Raw genomic sequence first — 17,154 nt, 5'->3', positions numbered from 1 at the left:
TGGCTGATTCAGAAAGCACATGCTCTGTTTCCTGAAGGACATCTTTGGCAGATTTACCACCGCCTGCACTGCTGACTAGAGACGGTGGTTTTTTTCGGTGTTAAATAAAAACAGCACTACATTTCAGTCAAATGTTTTTGACATTCTTCCAGTGCTTTTTGCACATTATCGTAGGAAGATTTATCATTTTGATTTACCAATGCTTGAATCTTCCAATATATTTCAGAAGAATGGCTGTCTAAATACTGCGTAAATTCTTCTTCGGCAGTCTTATAGTCCCCGTTTTCCATTTTGACATAGGCATCCTGGACTATGGAATAACTTCTCTGCTGTGCGTTATCGGACTGGTAAACGAAGAATAAGCAGATGAGAAACACAATCATAAAGAGCCGTTTCTTTTTAATTGATACATTTTTCCAAAAAGCCATCGATTTATTTCACCTCCTGTTTTCTGTTTCCCAATCGTACCAGCATTTCCTTGTAAAAAGAATATCCCCCATAAGAAGAAAAAGGCTGTTCTTTACGGTGTCTGTCAGAAGCCACGCTTGGTACCAGGTCATATTCTTTTGCAAGTTTGCGTAAGCTCTCCTGCTGCTCCTTAGTATATTCCAGGTAATACACTTCAAGGCCTCCAGTATCACCTGTTTGTTCTTTAAAACTGCTAATCAAAGTGATGATTTCCTTTTCCGTCAGTGCATGGTAGGAATATGGATGGGCCAGAATTGGGAATCCTGACTGGGACTGGATCCTTTCAACTACGGTTTCAAGGGAAGCGTAAGGAATGTAGTTAGTGGCAGGTATGTAATATGGGCTGTAGTTACCAATGTAACGGTCCATGATTTCTTCAACAGTCTTTCCATAACCCAATTTTACCATTAAACTGGCGATATGGAAACGTCCAATGTAGCCGGTAGAGCGCTTTTCCGCCATAACCTCTTCCATGCTCAGGTCAATTCCAAGGTTGTGAAGGCTTTCCAGGATTGCTTTCACATACTTTTGTTTTCCTTCATCAATTGAACTGAACAGATCAGCAAAAGCTTCTGGTGCTACACCTTTTGGAAAAATACCGATTACATGGATTTCTTCTTTCTTGCCGGAAGGAAATGTGAAGGTTGTGGAAAATTCACAGCCCGGAAGTACTTCCAGGAAATTTCCATTTGTTCCGACGATATATTTGCTTGATATGGCAAAGTAATTATGGTCGGTCAACGCAATTACACGGAGATGTTCTCTGTTTAGAGCCAGCTCTACAATTTCTTTCACACTGTTTTCACCATCCGAATTGCAACTATGAATATGAAAATCAGTCCGTTCGTTCAGTAACTGTTTGGTTCTCATAGTTAAGTTCCCCTTTCATTTTTATACTCATAGAATAATACTTCTGACACATTAGTACAATTATGTAAAATGAATTAATTAAGAATTATTCGTGATTTAAAAATGTTAATTAACAATAATTAACACGAATATAGAAGCATTTTAACTAAACAAATTAAAATTACAGCACAATGTGGTATCCGTTTCCAGCCAAGAAAAAGAGGTATCCTATTTTTAGAATACTCCCTCGCAGTCGATCCAGGCAACCTGGTGGCTTTTCTTTTGCCACAACATTGGAGAATATCTGTCCGAATCTGAGTGCATTAATCATCCAGATAATCTTTTAATCTTTTTCTCCGCTTTAAACAACAGGGAACCCTCTCTATTTTCCGTTCGAGCATACAAACCCGTTCATATGTCATTCCGAGTCTGTCCCCAATTTCTTTTCTAGGGACAGGTTCCCCAGTTAATATTCCATATTTTAAAAGAATCACTTTTTGTTCAAGTGCAGAACCTCTTAAAACACGCTCCAGCATGCGCCCCATAGAAAAAAACGGATATAAATAATCAATACTGTGCAGTTTTTCCAACTGGCTTCCATATCTGCCATATAGAATCTGCAGGATTTCTGGGTTTAACTTTTTCACAAAGTCTTGAATATCAATATCTGTGTCAGTGCTGTATTCAGGCAGCTTCGTTTCTTCAGTCATAAATGGTGCCTCCCTCTTTTTTCTTATATCATAAAGCACCTGTCAAGGACAAATCAGAATCCAGGAAATGACTGTTCATAAGCGGCACAGCTTGCTTTCCACAAACATTCCAGGGACAACTGGAAATATTCTGCATGCAGGAATTCATTACAGATTTTTAACAGTCTGCTCCTGGCGATTAAAAATTTATCAACATCTTCTTCAACAGGTCTGTTCCAGTTTTGTATATGGCACCATACCAGAACACAGAACTCAACCCGGCAGGTTTTCTTTCTACTTATCGTTCCATTCATCCATCGTCTTATGTTTTTTGGATAACAGCTATGAGTAATTTTTCTTTCAGATGGATATATTGGAGAGTATATAGGCTGATAGTCTGACTGCGGCATTTCAAATAATTCTGTATATTGTGTGATCAGAGAACAAAATAAATCTGCATTTTCGTTTCTTAAAACAGCATACTCCTGCATACTGGAATAGACCTGTTCCGACCCCTCTGCAAAAAGGTCCAGTTCCTTTGCCCTGTTCGGAAACAGATCAGATATGCAGGTAAATACTTGGTTTACAAATTTTGTATAAGCTTTCATAGTAATCCCCCATATTTCCTTAGACAAATTATGGCCGAATTATACCATGCGGACACAAAAAGAGCCACACCATTTCTGGCATGGCTGTAAGACAGATTAATTCCAGCACGTTTTTTCGTATGCCCGCTTAATACTGAATAAATATGTTTCACTCATGTTATTCAGACAATTTACAGCCGTTACAATAGCTTCATAAGTTGAGGGTCTCTGCTTTTTTAGTGCAGTTGGATCCAGGCAGTATTCTTTATAAAACTCTGCAAAATATTCTGAACTGTCCTTTGTGTTATATGGCTTGTTTGGAGACATCATTAACAGCTTTTCTTTTTCATATATACTTCTGAATTCTGCAGTTTTATCCCTGCTACCGCTGATTCAAGCACTGATAATATTGTCCGAGCTATAGCTGCACTTTTCCATTGGGTCATTCAATGCATAGGCAGTCTGACGGTATACAGATTCGTAATATGGAAAATCCTTTGAGAGGGATTTCAGGAAAGCCATGGCTGTATAAAATTTTTCTGATACAAGCATGTCCTGATATTCCGCGTTATATTTCTGCTTATCTCCGTATAAATACTGGATATTTACCACTGGGGCTGGCAGCTACCGTCAGGATATCTGCATTGTACATCGATTTCTTTTTCATATTGTTCTCCTTACTGTTTTACCTTACTATTGACTTTTGGTTTATTTTAACTTATGATACCATACATAGCAATGTTTATTTATTGTTAATAATATATTTTATGCATCTTTTTATTGTTAATTAACATCTTTTAACATCAACCAGGAGGATAGTTAAGTATGGCAAAAAATGCAGCATCTTTAACAAAAAACGAAGCAAAAAATTGTGGTGCCAATTTAAAGTATCTTATTGATTGCGTATTCCCATCTGGAACAATCCCATCTAAGAGATATATACCAAACGAGACAATTCCAGGTTTAAATATTTCACTTAGCACATTAGGCAACGCCAGACGAGGGGCATATGTTTCTGAAGATACAGCCAATAAAATTGCTACTGCATTTTCCTTTTATCATATTGGGGGATCAGTAGGAAAAATAACACTGGAAGATCTGTTGATGGAGCCTGATAATTTTCAAAAACGGTTTCCCAAAGACGAATTTAAAACAATAAAAGAAAAAGAAAAGGTCACAAAGCTTCCACTATTTACAAATAAAGTATACCGCGGATACTATATGCTCCCTAATTCTTCCTATAAAGCATATATGGCATATTTCTGGTTTTTTTTCGATGATAAAGGAAAATATAGCGCGGCAATGTTACGTGGAATATCTGATTTTAATGATGTAAACTCACCATTCAGAAACATTAAGTTTGAAGATATTAATGCTATAAAAGATTCTTTCCATAACTGTGCAGATACATATATGAGAAAAAAGAGCACCTCATCTATACACCTTTATTTGGCAGAAGATAAGAATATCCGCTGCTCTCCTAACTGCATTCAGATTAACTTTCATACAGAAGGAACCAGTATTCGTCATTCTACAATGTACTGGAACATTGATATTATAGCAAGATCTAATCAGTCATCTTACGCAGGAGGATCAGCTTTAATGGTAGACACAAACGAAGGTGCCCGTGGCAAAGATATCTGCGCTTTCAAATTTGGATTGGAATGTGAAGAAACGATTAAAGAAGAAAAACCCCTTAACAATACTGCTCCACAGGTAATAGCAGAACTTATGCCTAAAACAAGAAATGGGATTTTGCTCATTGACAATGCAGATGATGCGAACTGGTATCGATTTATAACTGAAAAAGCATTCCGAGACAACACTCCGAACGCTTTTGGATCGATAGATCCATACGATTTTATAATGAAACTGGCCAATCTGGAAAATAGATATACTTCAAAGTATGAAGAACTGAACGACTTAGTAAAACAACTTGACGGAATTATAAATCCTGATAAAAAAAGCGAATAACATTCTCAAATATGCTAACAAATATCACCTCCTCAATTAATGAGGTTCACACAAAAAGGGCAGGTCATGTAACCTGCCCGAAATATAAACTAAAATTCTGCTTGATGGCAGATGCATACGGAGTAAAATGCTGTTTGGCATAGGAAAGCACCTGTTTCTTCTGACTGTCTGTCCATCCGTCTTTGAACATGCCTGCTATCATAATTTATCCATAACTTCCAGCTCATAATCTTCTGGAAGTCCAACATCAGACATTCTAGCATTGTCATAAGCCTGTGATAAATCTACTTTCAGCCAGCTTTCTCAATTTACACATAACTTCTTCTTTTCGTTTAATACTGACTTTTATACCATTGATTTCTTCAAAACGTTTTAACATATCTGCCGCCAGCAGTTCATCAAAATTGTCACCGCCAAGATCAAACACGAGGACATTCTTCTCCATATCCAACGGTAACAGATCAGAAGGAATTTCACCACATTCCTGCACCCACATGAAGTCATAAATAACTGCTTTCGGCTCGTAGAGCAGGACATCGTGCATATTTTCGACATTGATTCCCGCCTTTCGTGCAGCATCAATTGTTGCCTGACACTGATCAGAATCAAAAGAAGCCGGCACGTGTCCCGTATCTGCTTTTAGCATAATCACCAATATCTGTAACAATTTTGCCTTCATTGTTTTTGTAATAGAATACAACGGAAGGCAGCAGAGGATTCCTGGACTTGCTGCCCATATCATTTTTTCTGTCAAGTTCCAGTACGATAGGACGCATCATATTACTCTATTCTCCCCAGCATAGCTTGAGGATTAGATCTTTCATTTACTCTCGTATATTTTATCAAATTCTTCAAGAGATATCTGTGTTTTATCTCTCAACTCATTTCCATAATGACTGACTGTCACACCTGTCACTTCGTCTTCTGTATACACAAAAGTCTGTTCTTCTTTAGACCTTTACAAGCTGCTTTTTGTTGTGTCCTATTGATCTGGTTGGATTTCATTTACACTCCGGCAGGATTCCAGGAATTATTATCCAGCTTGTTCAGCATCTCCTTCAGCTCAACTGTATATGCCACCTTTACGTCGCTGTCTTTTTTGATGATAAATTCGGAGAGTCCATATTCTGAGCCGTTGTCTGCCCAGTCATATGTATATCCCAATCTCGTCCATGGATATTTCCCATCAAAATAACTGGAGATAATATTTGAATCAAACCATTCTTTATAGTCCTCATCAACTTCATCCGAAAATGCATCTGTCATTTCTGTTGTTCCGATATCTGAGACATATGCCGGGCGGAAAACGTCTTCCGGTTTTACCCACATAGCCGTAAAATACTCGGATTCGTTATCCGGGCGCAGACCGATGAGTTCTTTTATTCTTGTCTGCCAGTCTGTCACATCCTCTTTATTCTTCTGATACCATTCTTCCAGTTCGCCGCCTGTAAACGTCCATACATTTCCCCATTCCAGTTTTACATCTGCACCATCCGGATAACTGTCCGGATATTTATGGAAGGTATAAAGAAGAATCCTGCCATCCTGATCGTAAACGGCATATGGCTGTCCCTCCTCCAGACTTACTACAGGAAGGATTTCATCCTTGTCAATGATCATTGCATCTTCAACCGCATCGTCGAAGAGGGTCTGCTGATCTGTCTCACTTTCTGCTGAAAGATCTGTTTCTTCTGCCTGAACGCTTACCGTTGTTTTACCTGACAGTGTAATTGCTGAAATCAGAATACTGTTCACGATCATTATTTTCCATAATTTGTTTTTCATATATTATCTTTCCTTTCTATTTCATAAGACAACCTGCTCCCACCACTTAAATCACAGCTTTTGAAGCAGGGAAGCTATCTGCTTCCGTTAACTGTTATATTTCTCTACATCCAGTAGATTTTCTGATTTTGCCACTATAAGGGATACCGCCACATCTCCGGCTGAATTTACAGCAGTCCTGAACATTCCCAGCAGGGAATCAATTCCCATTACCAGACTCAGAGCCTCAGCCGGGACACCAATCTGCGTCAAAAGCACGGACAGACAAACCAGTCCTGCTCCCGGTATTCCCGGTGCACCGATGGAAAGAACTATGATTGAAAATACCATGGAAAATAATTCCGAACCACCCATATCAACTCCAAAAACTTTAGCCAGGAATAATCCTGCCACTGCCATATATATGCAGGAACCATCCATATTTACCGTCGCTCCTAACGGTATGGAAAATGAAGATATCCTGGAAGAGATTCCCAGTCGATGGCATGATTTTATATTAAATGGCATTGCCGCATTGGAGGATGCCAGACTGAAACTTGCCATCATTGCAGATGCATGCTTTTTTAACAGGATGATCGGATTTAATCTGGCTATCATAAATACCAGCACACAATAAGCCAATAACATCACTGCCAGTGCCAGCACAAATGTTCCGAAGAAGCTCATAATGGCCAGCAGTGTCTCTGTTCCTGTAAGCATGACAAGAGAGGTCATGGAGCACAATACTGCCAGTGGTATAAATTTTACGATCAGCGTGGTAATTTTCAGAAAAAGTATGTTGAAGCTCTCAAAAAGTGTCTTCAGTCCTTTTGAATAATCGCCGATCATTCCAACTGCTGCACCGCAAATAATTGCTATAAAAATGATCTGCAGCATATCCGCTTCCAAAAATGGTTTTACAATATTAGACGGCACAATATTTACAACGGTATCTAATAATGAAATATTTGTATTGCCGGCAGTCTCAATCGTCTTCGATGCTGCATCTGTTACATACTGTGAGAGTGACGCATCTCCCGGCTGTATCAGTTCAAACACACCGATGCCAATGGTCACTGCCAGAAGTGTGGTAAACAGATACATTCCCATCACTTTCAGACCGATTTTCCCCAGATCCCGAATACTGTCAAATTGTGACAGACAGGTAACTATGGAAAAGAATACTACCGGTCCGACAATCATCTTTAACGCATTTAAAAACATTACCTTTACGGGTGTCAGTAAGTACTCATTTAACATATTCTGAGCCGATACTGGTAATGATAATTTAAAAATAATTCCCAGAATTACAGCAAGCAGCATTGCTCCTAAGGTTAAATATAACTGCATTCTCTCTGACCGTTTTACGACCAGACGTATGGTGTTTTGGTGCAGTCTGTTTTTATATTGAAATATATCTGACTGAGAACGAATGATCAGATTTCGAATGGCTGCTTCTGCATCTCCACTCACTCCCTCAAAATCCATATCACCGATGAGTACGCTCTCTTCAGACACATTAAAAGCTTCACCCCGTGCACTTATATTTAAAGAAATGTTACCGAACAGCTTCTTAAACACGATCTCTATCTTTTCCTGCTCTTCTGTATGACTCATCATACACACAAGACTTTCTTCTGCCATAAGCCTGGTCATGGTGGCTTCTCTTCTGTTCAGATTATATTTTTTTAACTCTTCTTCTACATATTGTAATGCTTTCTGAAGCTCCTGTCTGTCATTATGTATAATCATTCATTTTCTCCCATATCTTACAATCTTTTTTCCATCCATAATCTGTTTTGCTGATTCACATACTCGTACTTCATTTCATCCATGTTCTTCTTGACCAGGTAAATGCCCAAACCGCCGATCTTTCTTTCTTCTGAAGATAAAGTAATATCAGGATCTTCTGTATCCAGCGGATTATAGGGGATGCCATTGTCGGTAAATGTCAGAAAGACTGCTTTCGGTGTATTCCCGGACTCCACTCTGACTGTTACGGCTCCAATAGAATCTTTGTATGCATAATGACAAATATTTCCAAATATTTCATCGATGACAATATTGATCTGTATCCTGGACTTCATGGGGCAGGCTATTTGATCCAGAAAATCATCCACAAACGCTGTCACTGTATTCATATTTTCTATCATAGCATCTACTGTTATTTCTTTCACAGGTTACCCCTCCATTTTTTTGGTATACTCCAGACACAACATGGTGATATCATCAGACTGATTATTGTCGCCTGCAAACGCATCTATATCTGCCTTCACGAGTTCCAGGGTCTTCTCAGGACTACATGTCTGACATTGCTGATTCAGGATATGATGCAGTCTGTCCATTCCATATAGCTGGTTGTCTTTATTCATTGCCTCTGTGACTCCGTCTGTATACTGAAATACTTTATCTCCTATATCCAGCTGGATCATCTGTTCTTTATATCTGATATTTTCCATACCCGCCAGAACAAATCCTGGACGGATCTTATATGCTTCATATCCTTTGCCTTTGCGATAGATAAAGGGTTTCTCATGTCCTGCATTCACATACCGGAACTCGCCCGTCACAAGATCCAGAACGCCTTCAAATGCGGTAATGAACATTCCGTTATCGTTTGATTCACACAAAATATTGTTTACTTCTGTAAAAACCTCTCCCAGATCACGTCCTGGCTTGGTATGATCTTTTATCAGAGTTTTGCCGATCACCATAAATAAAGCTGCCGGGACACCTTTTCCTGAAACATCTGCCATTACAATGGCAATATGTCTTTTATCCACCATAAAAAAATCGTAGAAATCGCCGCCGACTTCTTTTGCCGGTGTCATAGTTGCATAGATATCCAACTCATTTCTGTCTGGAAACGCCGGAAAAATGCATGGCAGCATAGAAGACTGAATATGGGTCGCAACATTAAGCTCCGTGCCGATGCGTTCTTTTTCTGCTGTGACAGCAGTCAGGTTCTCAATATAAGTTTCCAGTTTTTTCAACATGACATTAAAGGAGTTTCCGAGATCTTCAATTTCATCTCTCGTACTGATGACTATTTCCTGTTTTTTAAAATCTCCGGATTGTATGATTTCTGTAGTAAATCTGGAAAGTTTTTCTACCGGGTTTAATACCATCCATTTCACTAACATCATATACAACAGTAATGCAATACATATTATAGAGCATGAAATTCCAAGCATCGTATATAAAAAGGAATTTAAATGATCTCGAACCTTCTGCATGTCCAGAATATATTGTATTTCAGCGATTGCCTCGCCTTTTTCATCTAGGATCGGAGAAACAGCCGTATAATTGTATCCATAGCTGTTATCTGTCACAAGCGGCTTATCCGTACCTTTATTTTCGGCATACAGATCCCATACATCATAATATTTCTGCAGATCGATCTCATCATATGCCGCTTCTGTGTATAATACATTCGTTCCATAAGCCAGTTTATTCGCAGGGTCATCCCCCAGTTCCTGTACACAGGTGTCAATATAAAAGGTTACACTGTCTTCATCCGGGATCACCAGTGACAGATATGTGATGTCCCCATCCTTCTTTAACGTGTTCAACATAGCTTCCACACGTCTGTATTCCTCGCTGTTTTCACCGCCAGGGCCAAGAATCCTGCGTACATCCGTTATATCCAGCATAGCTGCCACGCTTTTGCTCCCACTGATGACTCTCTGAGCATACATCTCTTCCAGATACTCTTTTGAAGAAAGGTAGCTGAACAGAGAAATCGTAACCGTTAGGGCAACCCCCAGCACTCCCAGGGACAATACGAATTTCGGCAGTAATTTTAATTTCATTGTTCTACATTCCTCTCTGACCTTTTGAAATACTTTCTCCTCTACAGGTGTATATTTTAACTCCCATGGAAATTACCGCTTCATCGCCTGTCATCTGCTCATGAAGTTTGTCAAAGTTTTGATTCACCCATTCCCAGTCATGCTGATATTTTTTACTTTCTTTTCCAAGCAGCAATAAATCTTCCGGCAGAAAAGAGCAGTAGGTTTCAAAAATCTGTTCTTTCTTTTCTTTCTCTTTCCCCGAAGAACATACTTTTGAGCATTCGCATTTTATATCTGCATATCCACTGTCTGATAACAGCTGAGGCAGGTGTGCTCCTATTGTCCTTTTTCCGGCGTATGGATCATTTAAAAGTAATTCGAGAAATTTTTGAAACAGACCTTTTGTGTCAGGAACCATTGAACTTTCCATATCATCTGCTTCTATCACAATAAGCTTTCCGTCCTCTGCCAGAAACGGCCTCAGTTTTTTCAAAATATCCTCTGGTCTTTCCGTATGCATCAGCACAAACGAACAATGAATAATATCAAATGCATCTATCTTTTCCTGCTGCATGATCCGCTGCAGATTTTCTGTAAAATCTGCATCTATAACATCACAGGTATAAAAAGAAAATACGTTGTCTTTTAATTCTATTTGTGCCTGTTCGATGAGCGGATTTAAACAATCTATCCCTATGATCTTCTTGAAATTTTCACTCAGAAAACGCATTTTCGTTTTCCATCCATTGTTGCAGCCCACATCCAGGAGTGTCAGTCCACTTCTTCCATTCATTACTTTCTGATATACCGGCTGTTCATATTCTGAGAGCAGTTTACCCTGTACGGCCAGTCTGTCCATCTCTGCCTGTCCTAAAAAAAGACCGTTATATGGTTGAATCAGAATCTCTCTTTGTGCAATACGATACGGTGTTCTTTCTCTGATAACCTTTCTGCATTCCTGAAATGTCTGATCTAATTTTTCTTTTAGCTCCAGTACACCCTGGTATACATTTTCATCCGACCGGTCCACTATCATAACAAGGGAATCTTCATTTACATTTAACTGGCGGATTGCCTGATGTTTTTTGAATTCCATCTTGCTGTATTCATTATCAATCATTTCTGCATCATACAGAAACTGTAAATTTCTGTCCGCTGCAATGTCAAGTTCATCTGCAAGGCGAATCAGGGCTGCCAGATAGGGCAGATGAATCTTATTTCCGCTTGGAAGGCAGATTTCCTCCGGATATTCTTTTGTATCCCACAGATTTGTTTTTCTGTGTCCCCGTGCAACCTGTACGATCGCAAAAAGATGTTCCTGTGACGGTATATCAAAAATCTCTGTGTACTTTTTGATATACTCGCCACTGAATTCCTGATGGAAATCCCTGATAATATCTGGAATATTCTCCTGATCATGGGTGTCAAAATAATCTCCGAAGTCAATTTTTTTTCGAAAATTCTCATAATCAGACATGGTGATCCCCATTCCGCTGTCATGAAGATAGGCTCCCATCAAAAGCACATAGATTTCATCCGCATTCATCTGATCAATATTTTTGCCTATAAGACGATTACAAAAATCAATGATATTTATCGAATGCAGTGCTGTGTGATCTGTATAAGTGGGAAAAATATTCTGATATTTTACCAGCATCCGCTCTACACAAACCACACTGTCTGCAACTCTTTTATGTAACTGTGGATTTTCTCTTTTCAATTTCTGTTCACACAAATAATTCGTATCCATCATTTTTCTCCCTCATCTCACACATTTCGGTCAGAAAAATTTCTGTTTCTACTCAATGGTCAGAATATCAGAAAATCCCGTAACCTCAAATACTTCGGCTACGATTTCATTTACGTTCTTTACAACCATACTTCCCTGCTTATTCATGATTTTCTGTGCTGCAAGCAAAATACGAAGACCAGCTGAAGAAATATATTCCAGTTTCTCAAAATCGAATACCAGCTCTGTAACGCCCTCGATGGACTGCTTCAGTTCTGCCTCCAGCATAGGCGAAGTTGTGGTATCCAGTCTCCCTTCCAGTAAAAGTTCTAATTTTGCTGCTTCCAGTTTTTTATTAATTGTCATTTCTATTCCTCCATTCCCTTAATCTGCACAATTTTAAAAAAATAAATGAAACTGTTTTTCTAATAATTATACTTTATTATTGGTTTTAAACAACAGATTTGGCACAAACTAACTGTTTTTGGCACGAAATGTCAAAAACCAGTGTCTGGTCACTGCCATCGTTATCTGTCATATTCACTACATTTCGGTCTTTTCTTTTTCCGTTTACTTTCCACTCCTAATCATGTATCATAGATATAATGTATTTGTATTAATACTGGAAATTTTATCTGGAGGAAGCAAAAAAATTCTATGAGTCGCACAAATGATCTTGGACGGGATGAGATACCCCGTCTGGTAGTAAGGCTGGCCATTCCAACTATGCTGGCACAGCTGGTAAATGTTTTATATTCCATTGTAGACCGCATGTATATCGGTACCGGCGTGGGCGATCTGGCACTGGCAGGCGTCGGTATCTGTTCACCGATCGTTACTCTGCTGGCATCCTTTGGTTCCATGGTCGGTCAGGGCGGGGCACCTGTTATGGCTATGAAAATGGGAAGCGGCAAAAAAAAAGAAGCCCGTCAGGTCTTAAATAACGGCTTCCTGATGCTGCTGATCTTGTCCGCAGTCCTCACCAGTCTGTTTCTGCTCAGCAAAAACTCTCTGCTTATGTGGTTCGGAGCCAGTGAAACAACCTTTTCCTACGCCAATACCTATGTCACAATTTATACCGCCGGTACTTTCTTTGCATTAATCTCCGGCGGCATGAACAGTTTTCTGATCGCTCAGGGATTTTCCGGTCTTGGTATGGCAACGGTAGTGATCGGAGCAGTCCTGAATATCCTTCTGGATCCGCTTTTTATCTTCGTTTTCCATATGGGCGTTGCCGGTGCAGCCATTGCAACAGTCATCTCTCAGATTGTCTCCTGTCTGTTTGTCCTTGGCTGTCTGTTCAGCAAACGGATGCCTGTGCGTCTTGGATGGGGAGATTTTCACCTGCATGTCATGAAACGGATTGTCACTTTCGGTTTCTCTCCGTTCCTCATTCTCGCCAGTGACAGCATTCTGCTCATCGTTCTGAACACTGTGCTGCAGCGTTACGGCGGCCCCGGTGAAGGTGATACACTGGTCACCTGTGCAACCATTGTACAGAGTTATCTTCTGCTCATCACCATGCCTATGGGCGGCATCACCCTGGGAAGCCAGCCGGTAGTCAGCTTCAATTATGGAAAAGGTGATGCACAGAGAATCAAAAAAGCGATTCTGTACATCACCGGATTGTGTGTTTCCTTCTGTATTCTGATGACTGTCGTGACCTGGACAATATCTCCGGTCTATGTACGGCTCTTCACAGAAGATCCTGAGATTTTGCACCGTTCCGTCACCTATATTAAGCGGTTTACCTTTATGATCATCCCGCTGGCCGTACAATATCCACTGGTAGATGAGACCACTGCTCTCGGCAAAGTAAAACTGGCACTCTTCTGCTCTGCCTTTCGGAAGTTTATCTTCCTTGCCGGACTGATCTTCCTGCCTGCACTGTTCACTGCAGATGCTGCATTCTTCTCAGAACCGGTGGCTGATGTGGTATCAGCCACTATGACCAGCTGCCTTTTCTTTCATTTCTTTCCGAAGATCCTCAAAGAACGGGAACATGTTACCATCTAAGCTGAATTAATCTTGCTGCCCTATAGTTTCTGCCAATATCGACAGCAGCCTGTCAACCTGGATTGGCTTTGAGATATGACCATTCATCCCGGCTGCAATAGCCTCTCTCTTATCCTCCTCAAAAGCATTTGCGGTCATGGCAACAATTGGGATATTCGCCTTTTCTTCATCAGCGAACTGACGGATCAGCTTTGTTGCCTGATATCCATCCATATTCGGCATCTGAATATCCATAAGAATCAAATCATAAGTTCCTGCCGGCATCTGATTGATCTGATCCACACACTGTACGCCATCCGCAGCCCGGTCAATCAGCAGCCCTTCATTCTCCAAAATGGTTGTTGTGATCTCTGCATTCAGATCATTATCCTCTGCAAGTAAAATTCGCTTCCCTTTTAACACTTTTTTCGATACGACTTGTTTTGGACTTGATTTTTTCTCATAGTAGCTGTCATCTGCAAGTCTGTGCTGAAGAATCACAGTGAAACTACTTCCCTTTCCAAGTTCACTGTTCACTTCGATCGTTCCGCCCATCATATCAACCAGCCGTTTCACGATAGACATGCCAAGTCCTGTCCCACCGATTTTTCCAATTGTCGTGCTGCGTTCACGACTGAATGAATCAAACATGATCGGGATATAATCTTTGCTCATACCAATCCCTGTGTCAGTCACTTCTGTTTTTATCTTTACATACCCCTCTTTATCTCCCGGAAGCTCCTGTGCTTTAATCGTCACAGTCCCACCATCTGGCGTATATTTCAGTGCATTGCTTACAAGATTGACCAAAATCTCTCTGACTTTTGTTCCGTCACATACAACATTCTTATGTGTTATGTACATTTCGCTCCTGAGCTGTATATTCTTTTCTTTTGCAGCAGATGCGAACACTCCATCAATTTCTTCCAATATATCATCCATTCTTTCAACATTCTCATCAATTTCCATCTTACCACTCTCAATGCGGGCCATATCAAGAACATTGTTGATAATGGATAACAAAAGCTTTCCTGACTGCTCTATTTTTTTCTGATAGTCAAGCAGCTTTAAATCTGTCATATCTTCCTTCATCAATTGATTATATCCCAGAATAACATTCATTGGTGTACGAATATCATGAGACATATTGTTAAGGAAATTGGTTTTTGCAAGACTGGCATCCTCTGCTTTTTTCAAAGCAATTTCCAGCTTGTCATTAAGCTTTTGTGTATCATTTGCCGCAAGCTTTGCGACAGCTTCTGCCTTCCTTGCCTTTCGTAAAAGCATAAGGATAATACCAATGATGCCAAGTACAAAGAATCCTGTAGTGGCCAGAAAAACAAGCAGATTGTCTTTTACAAAATCATAAAATGTCACCTTATCTGGCATATTGTCATAGATAGCAAGTGTGCTTGTAAGCATGTCAGACGGCATGGTCTTCAGGGTTTTATTCAGTATTGACAAAAGGGAAGCTTCTCCACCTCTTACTGCAAAGCATGCCTCCATTGTTTTGGTAAGTGGAATACTTTTGAAATCTTGATGGTTATCATACTTCAACGCCAGACTGTTTCCCATGAGGAAACAGTCTGCTTTTTCATGAACGACCATATCTGTCGCATCAGCAAGGGAATCGTAATCTACCAGCTTCCATTGAGGATAACTGAAAATAATATGCTGTTTTAAGGCTTCCTTATCCTTTGGCACAGCTACGGTATATGCCTCATTCTCATTAAAAGATTTCTCATCAGTTACCGCCATCAGACTGTAAGTCCAGGCTGTATTGGTAAGTGCATAGCCTTTTTCTTCTGCAAAATCAGGATTTCTGCTGGCATAAAAAATCATGTCAATTTTACGCTCCTGTAATGCCTGAAGCATTTCGTCATAATCATCATATGCCTGCATATCAAATTCCAGTGTCTGGTTTTTCAGACAGTCTTTGGCATAAGAGATATATTCTGTCAGCGTACCGCCAAGTTTTCCGGTCTCTTCGTCCATGGAAAATACCGCCGGAGCATTGTTCAGAAATCCTATCCTGATGCTACCATGTTCTTCCAGCCATGACTTTTCTTCGCCTGTAAGAATCTGGCTGTAATCAAGAGAAAAATACTTCTTATACAGATCTGCTTTAAAAAAAGGACTATCCTGATCCAGCTGCCGCATAGCACGGTCCAGCTCCGTCTTGATATCACTGCGCTCTTTGTTTATTACAAAATATATGCCTGATTTACCGACAGTGATAACGGATGATATTCCCTGTTCAGACCAGATGGATTCTTCCAGAGATACAAAACAGTCGATCTCATGATTCGCCAGTTTTTTTTCGACATCGTCATTGTTATACACATTTACATGTTCCGTATGTATGCCATTCTTATTTTCCCATTCTGTCAGCATGATCTCAGGTTCTGTATCCATAAGCACACCTACACGTTTTTCACCCAGAGACTTGAAATCAGATGTCGTAATATCCATATTTGACAAATCTGCATAAAGGATATATTTTTCCTCACCCATCGGTTCCTCTGAAAAAAGCATCTTTTGTGCACGTTCATCGGTGTAGGAGATATCGCCCATGATATCAATCTCACCGTTTTCAAGCATATCAAAACAGTTGGACCAGTCACATTTCACATACTCAAATTTCCATCCGGTATAGCCTGCCAGAGTCTGCAAAAGTTCGTAACCATATCCTCGTCTGAGACCGTTTTCATCGACATAGTCGAAGGTATCCTCAAATGAGCCGACACGGATGATCTTCTGCTGCGTTGCTTCATTTTGTCCCACCGTCTGTGACTGCTTTTCATCATTATTCGTCTCAGCAGCCCGGCAATGTACGGACAATATCATCCACATTCCCAGAGCCATAAATATAGCTACACATAATACGGCCAGCTTTTTCTTACTTTTGTACATTCTTCTTTTCTCCAAAACTTACCAGGTTTTACCCGGCACTGATTTTTCATTTACCGTCTCCTCTTTGGATTCATCATTTTCTTCTTTTGTTTTATTTCTTCTGCTCGTGTAGTTTTTATATCAATCGGTTTCGAAATAAAACTTATGCAAAAAACTGGTTTTATTATACCGTGAACTACTCGGCAACAAGTTACCAGAGCATCTGAAACCTGGCGGGATACCGCCTTTTTTCAGGGTGCGTCCATGACACCAATACTGTTTGCCTTTCGGCTATGCAGCTACTTTTATTATTTCTGGCTTTTTTAGTCCGGTTACGGACAGTGTTTTCTGTTTTCCAGATACGGAAAGATATTTCCGCAGGATATTAAACGCGCCTACTGCATCTGCGTTAA

18 protein-coding genes are annotated in these 17,154 nt (G+C 40.0%); 2 read left to right on the top strand and 16 right to left on the bottom strand.

Annotation, left to right across the window (positions count from 1 at the left end; translation table 11 throughout):
* Window positions 1-116: 116 nt before the first annotated feature.
* From LIR34_RS16740 to LIR34_RS16720, 6 genes are all read right to left on the bottom strand, one after another.
* Window positions 117-428: a hypothetical protein gene (locus LIR34_RS16740; protein ID WP_173903346.1), complete on the bottom strand. Its 312-nt coding sequence runs from the start codon at window positions 426-428 to the stop codon at window positions 117-119.
* A gap of 4 nt (window positions 429-432) precedes the next feature.
* Window positions 433-1,338, bottom strand: coding sequence for a PHP domain-containing protein (locus LIR34_RS16735; RefSeq protein ID WP_161285832.1), 906 nt, complete (start codon window positions 1,336-1,338; stop codon window positions 433-435).
* Between the two features lie 302 nt (window positions 1,339-1,640).
* The gene (locus LIR34_RS16730; RefSeq protein WP_161285831.1) at window positions 1,641-2,027 is read right to left on the bottom strand and encodes a sigma factor-like helix-turn-helix DNA-binding protein; all 387 of its coding nucleotides are present in this window, start codon (window positions 2,025-2,027) and stop codon (window positions 1,641-1,643) included.
* 53 nt (window positions 2,028-2,080) lie between these two features.
* Window positions 2,081-2,497 carry a hypothetical protein gene (locus tag LIR34_RS16725; protein WP_161285830.1) on the bottom strand — a complete coding sequence of 139 codons (417 nt, stop codon included), beginning with the start codon at window positions 2,495-2,497 and terminating at the stop codon, window positions 2,081-2,083.
* 213 nt (window positions 2,498-2,710) lie between these two features.
* Window positions 2,711-2,986, bottom strand: coding sequence for an anthrax toxin lethal factor-related metalloendopeptidase (locus LIR34_RS18155; RefSeq protein ID WP_373091412.1), 276 nt, complete (start codon window positions 2,984-2,986; stop codon window positions 2,711-2,713).
* Window positions 2,987-3,145 carry a hypothetical protein gene (locus LIR34_RS16720; protein ID WP_173903345.1) on the bottom strand — a complete coding sequence of 53 codons (159 nt, stop codon included), beginning with the start codon at window positions 3,143-3,145 and terminating at the stop codon, window positions 2,987-2,989.
* A gap of 273 nt (window positions 3,146-3,418) precedes the next feature.
* On the opposite strand from LIR34_RS16720, the gene LIR34_RS16715 reads away from it, so the two are divergent.
* Window positions 3,419-4,567, top strand: coding sequence for a hypothetical protein (locus LIR34_RS16715; protein ID WP_161285829.1), 1,149 nt, complete (start codon window positions 3,419-3,421; stop codon window positions 4,565-4,567).
* Between the two features lie 64 nt (window positions 4,568-4,631).
* Here LIR34_RS16715 and LIR34_RS16710 read toward each other — a convergent pair whose 3' ends face one another.
* The 9 genes from LIR34_RS16710 to LIR34_RS16670 all read right to left on the bottom strand — a co-directional run bounded on the left by LIR34_RS16710 (window position 4,632) and on the right by LIR34_RS16670 (window position 12,220).
* Complete coding sequence (locus LIR34_RS16710) at window positions 4,632-4,769, bottom strand: hypothetical protein (RefSeq protein WP_161285828.1); 138 nt, start codon at window positions 4,767-4,769, stop codon at window positions 4,632-4,634.
* 63 nt (window positions 4,770-4,832) lie between these two features.
* Complete coding sequence (locus LIR34_RS16705) at window positions 4,833-5,213, bottom strand: Hsp70 family protein (RefSeq protein ID WP_161285827.1); 381 nt, start codon at window positions 5,211-5,213, stop codon at window positions 4,833-4,835.
* Window positions 5,173-5,346, bottom strand: a complete 174-nt coding sequence (locus LIR34_RS16700) for a hypothetical protein (RefSeq protein WP_161285826.1) — start codon at window positions 5,344-5,346, stop codon at window positions 5,173-5,175. Before LIR34_RS16700 ends, LIR34_RS16705 begins: the two co-directional genes overlap by 41 nt.
* A gap of 226 nt (window positions 5,347-5,572) precedes the next feature.
* Window positions 5,573-6,352, bottom strand: coding sequence for a hypothetical protein (locus LIR34_RS16695; RefSeq protein ID WP_173903344.1), 780 nt, complete (start codon window positions 6,350-6,352; stop codon window positions 5,573-5,575).
* Window positions 6,353-6,439: 87 nt separating this feature from the next.
* A complete protein-coding gene (locus tag LIR34_RS16690) occupies window positions 6,440-8,083 on the bottom strand; it encodes a dicarboxylate/amino acid:cation symporter (RefSeq protein WP_173903343.1) in 1,644 nt (547 codons plus the stop codon).
* 17 nt (window positions 8,084-8,100) lie between these two features.
* The gene (locus LIR34_RS16685) at window positions 8,101-8,508 is read right to left on the bottom strand and encodes an ATP-binding protein (protein WP_173903342.1); all 408 of its coding nucleotides are present in this window, start codon (window positions 8,506-8,508) and stop codon (window positions 8,101-8,103) included.
* Window positions 8,509-8,511: 3 nt separating this feature from the next.
* Window positions 8,512-10,143 (bottom strand): SpoIIE family protein phosphatase, encoded by a 1,632-nt coding sequence (locus LIR34_RS16680; RefSeq protein ID WP_173903341.1) that lies wholly within the window; start codon window positions 10,141-10,143, stop codon window positions 8,512-8,514.
* Window positions 10,144-10,147: 4 nt separating this feature from the next.
* Window positions 10,148-11,878 (bottom strand): class I SAM-dependent methyltransferase, encoded by a 1,731-nt coding sequence (locus LIR34_RS16675; RefSeq protein ID WP_173903340.1) that lies wholly within the window; start codon window positions 11,876-11,878, stop codon window positions 10,148-10,150.
* A gap of 45 nt (window positions 11,879-11,923) precedes the next feature.
* A complete protein-coding gene (locus tag LIR34_RS16670) occupies window positions 11,924-12,220 on the bottom strand; it encodes an STAS domain-containing protein (protein WP_161285820.1) in 297 nt (98 codons plus the stop codon).
* A gap of 291 nt (window positions 12,221-12,511) precedes the next feature.
* Here LIR34_RS16670 and LIR34_RS16665 point away from each other — a divergent pair, with 291 nt between their 5' ends.
* Window positions 12,512-13,870 carry an MATE family efflux transporter gene (locus tag LIR34_RS16665; RefSeq protein ID WP_173903339.1) on the top strand — a complete coding sequence of 453 codons (1,359 nt, stop codon included), beginning with the start codon at window positions 12,512-12,514 and terminating at the stop codon, window positions 13,868-13,870.
* 6 nt (window positions 13,871-13,876) lie between these two features.
* Here LIR34_RS16665 and LIR34_RS16660 read toward each other — a convergent pair whose 3' ends face one another.
* The gene (locus LIR34_RS16660; RefSeq protein ID WP_173903338.1) at window positions 13,877-16,762 is read right to left on the bottom strand and encodes a response regulator; all 2,886 of its coding nucleotides are present in this window, start codon (window positions 16,760-16,762) and stop codon (window positions 13,877-13,879) included.
* Between the last annotated feature and the right edge of the window lie 392 nt (window positions 16,763-17,154).

Source organism: Blautia sp. MSK17_66 (genome assembly GCF_020538025.1).
GTDB lineage: Bacteria > Bacillota > Clostridia > Lachnospirales > Lachnospiraceae > Blautia_A.
The sequence above is the reverse complement of the archived record's forward strand: the minus strand, read 5'-3'. Positions and strand labels throughout refer to the sequence as shown.

Excerpts from the sequence above, each read along its gene's own strand:
- LIR34_RS16690 (WP_173903343.1), bottom strand. The coding sequence starts at position 8,083 with ATGATTATACATAATGACAGACAGGAGCTTCAGAAAGCATTACAATAT.
- LIR34_RS16700 (WP_161285826.1), bottom strand. The coding sequence starts at position 5,346 with ATGATGCGTCCTATCGTACTGGAACTTGACAGAAAAAATGATATGGGC.
- LIR34_RS16705 (WP_161285827.1), bottom strand. The coding sequence starts at position 5,213 with ATGCTAAAAGCAGATACGGGACACGTGCCGGCTTCTTTTGATTCTGAT.
- LIR34_RS16715 (WP_161285829.1), top strand. The coding sequence starts at position 3,419 with ATGGCAAAAAATGCAGCATCTTTAACAAAAAACGAAGCAAAAAATTGT.
- LIR34_RS16710 (WP_161285828.1), bottom strand. The coding sequence starts at position 4,769 with ATGATAGCAGGCATGTTCAAAGACGGATGGACAGACAGTCAGAAGAAA.
- LIR34_RS16725 (WP_161285830.1), bottom strand. The coding sequence starts at position 2,497 with ATGCAGGAGTATGCTGTTTTAAGAAACGAAAATGCAGATTTATTTTGT.
- LIR34_RS16740 (WP_173903346.1), bottom strand. The coding sequence starts at position 428 with ATGGCTTTTTGGAAAAATGTATCAATTAAAAAGAAACGGCTCTTTATG.
- LIR34_RS16720 (WP_173903345.1), bottom strand. The coding sequence starts at position 3,145 with ATGCTTGTATCAGAAAAATTTTATACAGCCATGGCTTTCCTGAAATCC.
- LIR34_RS16735 (WP_161285832.1), bottom strand. The coding sequence starts at position 1,338 with ATGAGAACCAAACAGTTACTGAACGAACGGACTGATTTTCATATTCAT.
- LIR34_RS16730 (WP_161285831.1), bottom strand. The coding sequence starts at position 2,027 with ATGACTGAAGAAACGAAGCTGCCTGAATACAGCACTGACACAGATATT.
- LIR34_RS16695 (WP_173903344.1), bottom strand. The coding sequence starts at position 6,352 with ATGAAAAACAAATTATGGAAAATAATGATCGTGAACAGTATTCTGATT.
- LIR34_RS16660 (WP_173903338.1), bottom strand. The coding sequence starts at position 16,762 with ATGTACAAAAGTAAGAAAAAGCTGGCCGTATTATGTGTAGCTATATTT.
- LIR34_RS16670 (WP_161285820.1), bottom strand. The coding sequence starts at position 12,220 with ATGACAATTAATAAAAAACTGGAAGCAGCAAAATTAGAACTTTTACTG.
- LIR34_RS16675 (WP_173903340.1), bottom strand. The coding sequence starts at position 11,878 with ATGATGGATACGAATTATTTGTGTGAACAGAAATTGAAAAGAGAAAAT.
- LIR34_RS16680 (WP_173903341.1), bottom strand. The coding sequence starts at position 10,143 with ATGAAATTAAAATTACTGCCGAAATTCGTATTGTCCCTGGGAGTGCTG.
- LIR34_RS16665 (WP_173903339.1), top strand. The coding sequence starts at position 12,512 with ATGAGTCGCACAAATGATCTTGGACGGGATGAGATACCCCGTCTGGTA.